Annotated in this window: 6 protein-coding genes and 1 pseudogene; 5 read left to right on the top strand and 2 right to left on the bottom strand. The window is 34.7% G+C overall.

Annotated features, from left to right (window positions below):
* Positions 1 to 263 precede the first annotated feature (263 nt).
* The 3 genes from V7659_RS28575 (at position 264) to V7659_RS28580 (ending at position 1,336) form a co-directional block, all read left to right on the top strand.
* The gene (locus V7659_RS28575) at positions 264 to 431 is read left to right on the top strand and encodes a hypothetical protein (protein ID WP_335543438.1); all 168 of its coding nucleotides are present in this window, start codon (positions 264 to 266) and stop codon (positions 429 to 431) included.
* Positions 424 to 567, top strand: coding sequence for a FeoB-associated Cys-rich membrane protein (locus V7659_RS32200; protein ID WP_420491782.1), 144 nt, complete (start codon positions 424 to 426; stop codon positions 565 to 567). The genes V7659_RS28575 and V7659_RS32200 overlap by 8 nt, the downstream gene beginning before the upstream one ends.
* Before the next feature lie 277 nt (positions 568 to 844).
* Entirely contained in the window at positions 845 to 1,336 is a 492-nt protein-coding gene (locus V7659_RS28580; RefSeq protein WP_335543439.1) for a WD40/YVTN/BNR-like repeat-containing protein, read from the top strand.
* A gap of 29 nt (positions 1,337 to 1,365) precedes the next feature.
* On the opposite strand, the pseudogene V7659_RS28585 reads toward V7659_RS28580, so the two are convergent.
* Positions 1,366 to 1,836 (bottom strand): annotated as a pseudogene (locus V7659_RS28585) (GGDEF domain-containing protein); the annotation flags it as partial.
* 388 nt (positions 1,837 to 2,224) lie between these two features.
* The gene (locus V7659_RS28590; protein ID WP_335543440.1) at positions 2,225 to 2,944 is read right to left on the bottom strand and encodes a response regulator transcription factor; all 720 of its coding nucleotides are present in this window, start codon (positions 2,942 to 2,944) and stop codon (positions 2,225 to 2,227) included.
* Positions 2,945 to 3,220: 276 nt separating this feature from the next.
* On the opposite strand from V7659_RS28590, the gene V7659_RS28595 reads away from it, so the two are divergent.
* The gene (locus V7659_RS28595) at positions 3,221 to 3,628 is read left to right on the top strand and encodes a hypothetical protein (protein WP_335543441.1); all 408 of its coding nucleotides are present in this window, start codon (positions 3,221 to 3,223) and stop codon (positions 3,626 to 3,628) included.
* Entirely contained in the window at positions 3,609 to 4,994 is a 1,386-nt protein-coding gene (locus V7659_RS28600; RefSeq protein ID WP_335543442.1) for a 4Fe-4S binding protein, read from the top strand. Before V7659_RS28595 ends, V7659_RS28600 begins: the two co-directional genes overlap by 20 nt.
* Positions 4,995 to 5,142: the final 148 nt, after the last annotated feature.

Raw genomic sequence — 5,142 nt, forward strand, 5'->3', positions numbered from 1 at the left:
TAAATTCCCTGTTCTATAATTAGAGATAATTTATTTACTTTAACAATGTCAGTAAGGAAAGAGGTAAAACATTCGCAAGGCAGTCCTAAATGATTATTAGATTTAGAGCTAATGAAACAAACTTCCTAGGTAGGATTCCAAACACTAATTTACAGTTCTGCAAATTGTAATAAAATCTTGTTACTTTCTGCACACTTATTTACTACACTCAAAGCAGATAAAGGTGCTGTATGATTTAATAGGGAATACTAAGGAGGAGCCTTATGTGCCAGAAACCTATGAAATTCACTCTCCACCATATGGAGATGGAAAGAAAGGCAGCATTAAAAACAAAAAATCAACCACCAAACTTTTTAAGTAAGTTATTTAAAACATTAACCGATAGCAATAAATCTAAAGTTTTGGTTAAAGGTGGAGTGAATAATGATTAATTGGCTTATTGGTATTGTTATGTTTACAGTAGCTGGTGTCATCCTATTTAAAAATATTCAAAAATCCAAACAAGGGAAATGTCCTTCTTGCTCGTCGGATTGCTCTTGTAACGGCGAAAATTGTCAATGCCATTAGTATTTAGGGAATAATCTAAAATCGTTTCCTGCGGGAAACGATTTTTAATGTAGGAGTTGGTTAATAGTAACTGTCATACTTGTTCATAAGGATTCAAAGAAAATTATTACTTTCTACACTCTTTTATTATGTTTACGTTAAACAACCTAATGATAATAGCTAGTTTAGGAAAGAGGGAGTTGTATGAGTAAGATACTTTTAGTAGATTGGTAAAATCGATTTCCATACTCTAACAACATATCATCACGATCCCAACGTTATTTATGGTTTAAATGATATGGGTACCGGACAATATGGTGCTGGGATTTATAAAAGTTTAGACGGTGGAAAAAAATGGACTAAGGTAGAACCAAAAGGATTACCAAGTGACCTTATGAAAGTTCACTCCCTATTGGTTCTCCCGGAAGATAAAAATACCTTGCTGGCGGGAACTGAAAATGGAGTTATGATATCAAAAGATGGTGGAGAAAATTGGGAAATTTTTGATGATACTCGTCTTATTACAGCCATGACACTCATGCCTAATGGAAAAGACATTATTGCTTACTCCATGGACAATGTGGCCAGAGGAATCATGATTTCTCAAGATGGAGGGCAATCCTGGAAGAATATTGGTTTAGATCTTGATCAAGATGCAGCCTCTTCAATATCAGTAAACCAAAAGGACGAAAAACAAATTGCTGTTTCCACATTTTCAACCTCTTTATATGAAACAAAAGATGGCGGGGGGAATCGGGAGCAAATTATTACATCTGGAAAATTAAAATAACGATAAAAAAAGCAGTAATCATCTAGATATCACTGTTTTTGAGTGGATAAAAGTTCATTGTAAGGATAAATGGATACTCTATTTCTTCCTTGATGCTTGGACTGAAAAAGTCCGTAGTCAGCACGAGTTATAAAATCTGCTATCGATAAGTTAGATTTGGGTACAATACAAGTTACTCCTACACTAGCAGTAACTACTCTCTTAGTTTTAAGAGTTTCTATTGGAGAGCGTATTTCTTCAGCTACCTGATAAGCATTCATCAAAGTGGTTTCAGGTAAAATAATCGCAAACTCTTCACTACCATACCTTGCAACCATATTTCCGGGGATTTGGACCATCATATCTACAGTCATTGCTATTTCCTTAAGGCAATCATCCCCTGAAAGATGGCCATACGTATCATTGTATTCTTTGAAATAATCAATATCGAAAAGAATGAGTGAAATAGGTGCTGATGCAAGGGATGCTTTCTCCCATTCTAAAAGGAGGTACTTGTCAAAGGAACGACGATTTTAGATACCGGTTAAACCATCTCGATTTGTTAGATACTCAAGCTCTATATGGCTTTTTAGAATTTCCCTTTTTTGAAGCTTTGAAATGTCATAGAGTTTCCCTAACCACCAGCCAAGAACAATATAAAAAAGTGAAAAAATTATTTCAAATACACCAATTTTAGGGCTTTGATGAAATTCCCTTGATGGCTTATCCAAATTAATGAATTCGCTAAAACAAACAATACTCCAATTACTCTACCTATATATCCCATGGACACCATTCCAAGTTTACTTTAACATAATTCATTTTAAACTATCTTGGACTTTTTTATCACTAATTATTTGAAAAAAACTTTATCATTTTATGAAACTTTTTAACTATTTATATTTTGCTTTAAATGAAGATTTTATCATTTATAGGTACTTTCGGATCTTCATTTACCCATTTGTATCCAATGCCCCATACAGTAAAAAGGTGTTTATCTACAGGGAATCCTGCACTCCGTAACTTTTCTCGTAAATTCCTAATATGGGAATCAATAGTTCGATCATCTATCTGTGATTTAAGCCCCCATATTAATGACAATAGGTGATCACGGGAATACACTTTTTGAGGATTGTTTATAAACAAACCAATTAAAGCAAATTCTTTTGGTGTAACTGAAATGACTTGGCTTTTATACTTCAATTCCATTGATTCTTCATTCCATTCTAGGCCATTGAAAACTAGAAAATGCTTGTCTTCTGTTGGAACCCTCGTTCTTCTGAGCAATGCCTCCATTCTGGCTAATAACTCCTCTTCATTAAAGGGTTTCGTCACATAGTCATCAGCCCCAAATTTTAATCCCTTAATAACATCAGGCGTTTCACTCCTGGCAGTTAGCATAATAATGGGAACAACTGAAAATTCTCTTATTTTTTGGCAGGTCATCCAACCATCCATCTCTGGCATCATCACATCAAGAATTACAAGGTCAACCTTTTCTTTTTCAAAATAAGTCAGAGCAGTTTTCCCTGAATCAGCCTTCATGCATCTATAACCATGAGGGGATAAATATAGTCCTAAAAGGTCAAGCATTCGAGCTTCATCATCTACAAGTAGAATTGTCTTCATATATCCACCGCCTTAACAAGGTTTATATCATTATCATAGAAGAAATTTATGAAGAAACTTTGCAGATTTTAAATTTTTTCCATATTTCTAAAAAAATCTAAATATAAAAATTTGGGGTACTTCAAACTTTATTTCATTTTTGTGTCAAATCGAGATATTTTTGCAAATGCCATATTTTATACAACAAAAAATCAAAGTTTCTGCACACTTTTTTATTAAAGTTTAAGTTGTTAAGCATTTATGTACTTTACACATATTTGGAATGAGGTGAAGACTTTGAAGGGAAAATGGTTGTTAATGATTATCCTTGTGGTTGTATTTTCAGGTGGAAGAATAGCTTTGGCAGATGGTGACCATAGTAAGGTTCCATCAACTTCAAACCTAAATGGGCAATCGGAACATGATATGGAAGGCATGGACATGGGTGAAGGAAATCACTCTGACAGTCATACAGAAAGCACGAGTGGTGATCATGATATGGAAGGGATGACTGAAGGAGAAGACATGGAAGGAATGGACATGGAAGGCAGTGGTGGCCATGGTCATGAGCCTGTCAAGGAAAAACCTGCAAACATGAAGGTTTTAGGAACTTTTGGTGCTGTCAATCTTTCCTTTATTGTGATTGGCGTTTGGAATAAGTGGTTTAGAAGAAAGGATGTTTCCAATGGCAATTCCAAAAGATAAGTTATCTAAAGAGAAAAAACAAATGCAAGATAAGAAACCTTATAATCTATTATCAATACCAATTGTAAAAAAATTCATTCAAAGCAAATGGTATCCAGGAATTTTTCAATGGATAGTACTCGCTGTTTTTTCCGTAATTGTTTATGAATTGGTGGCAGGAACAGTTGATCCGACTCGGAATGTTGGAACGTCGTTGACTTGGGTGTTATGGTGGCCATTAATTCCAATCTTTTTCTTAGTAATCGGTAGATTTTGGTGCGCGATTTGCCCCTTTGGTAAAGTAAGTGATATTATTCGGAAAACGATAGGCAGTAATCGTCCTATGCCAAAGTTCTTAAGAAAGTATGGACTTTGGATGATTGACCTTTTCTTTATTGCCATTACCTACAGCGATCATATTTGGGGAATTGTTGAATCTCCGAGGGGTTCTGGTTATTTACTTCTTTTACTTGTAGCAATGGTAATAGGAACATCGATTTTTTTCGAGAGAAGAACATTTTGTAAAACTCTATGTTTTCTAGGGGGACTTTCAGGAAACTATTCACGTTCTGGTTCATTAGAACTTCGAGGCACACCTGAAATATGTAAGTCTTGTAAAACACAATCTTGCTTTAAAGGAAGCGAAAAAGCAGAAGGTTGCCCAATGTTTCAGTTTGTTAGAACGATGGATACCGCAGCTGATTGTAACTTATGTGGTGATTGTGTGAAAAACTGCCCAAATAACTCCATTCGAATTTCACCACGGGTACCTACATCTGAATTATGGGTAATTAAAAAGCCAATGATTGAACATACATTCCTAGCAGCAGTCATTATGGGTATTGTTTTCGTTCAAAATATCACAATGGTAAATATTTGGCAGGACATTTTAAAAGCAATTGGTTCAGTAACAGGAACGGATAATTATAATGTAAACTTTACTGTTGCCTTTATTATTTCAATGGCTATCCCAGTTGCTCTGTTATATGGAACTGCAAAAATTGCCACGATAACAGGAGGATCTGTAGAGAAAGTTAAGAAAAACTTTATTCGGTTCGGTTATGCAATTATTCCACTGGATTTAGCAGGACACCTTGCTCATAACTTATTCCATATCATTACGGAAGGAAAAGCAATTTGGTACAACTCTGCTGCATTATTTGGTATGAATGTAACAAGGGGAGACCTTGCATTTGCACCAGCTTCCTCTGTTCAAATTTTGCAGTACATCATTATTGTAATAGGAATGGTCGGCTCTATCTATACTGCCTACCGTATTGGTAATAAAGGCTCATTTAAAGCATTGGCCCCATATTATGTATTGATGGTATTACTTGCAGTAGCTAATATATATCTATTCTCACTACCTATGATGCATCGAGTTTAATAAATTATCGAATTTGAAAAAGACTAGATTCTTCGAAATCTTGTCTTTTTTTCTTTCATATTTTTATGGAACAACTACACTGTGAATTTTTATTTAAACCAACAAATGAATTAAAAAAGTTAAAGGCAGAAGAATGGTCAATGGATTA

The sequence above is a fragment of the Neobacillus drentensis genome (assembly GCF_036966985.1).
In the GTDB taxonomy this organism is placed as follows: domain Bacteria; phylum Bacillota; class Bacilli; order Bacillales; family Cytobacillaceae; genus Neobacillus; species Neobacillus drentensis_E.

Bases quoted from the DNA above. Each gene is read 5' to 3' on its own strand.
- V7659_RS28580 (WP_335543439.1), top strand. From the start codon at position 845: ATGGGTACCGGACAATATGGTGCTGGGATTTATAAAAGTTTAGACGGT.
- V7659_RS28590 (WP_335543440.1), bottom strand. From the start codon at position 2,944: ATGAAGACAATTCTACTTGTAGATGATGAAGCTCGAATGCTTGACCTT.
- V7659_RS28600 (WP_335543442.1), top strand. From the start codon at position 3,609: ATGGCAATTCCAAAAGATAAGTTATCTAAAGAGAAAAAACAAATGCAA.
- V7659_RS32200 (WP_420491782.1), top strand. From the start codon at position 424: ATGATTAATTGGCTTATTGGTATTGTTATGTTTACAGTAGCTGGTGTC.
- V7659_RS28575 (WP_335543438.1), top strand. From the start codon at position 264: ATGTGCCAGAAACCTATGAAATTCACTCTCCACCATATGGAGATGGAA.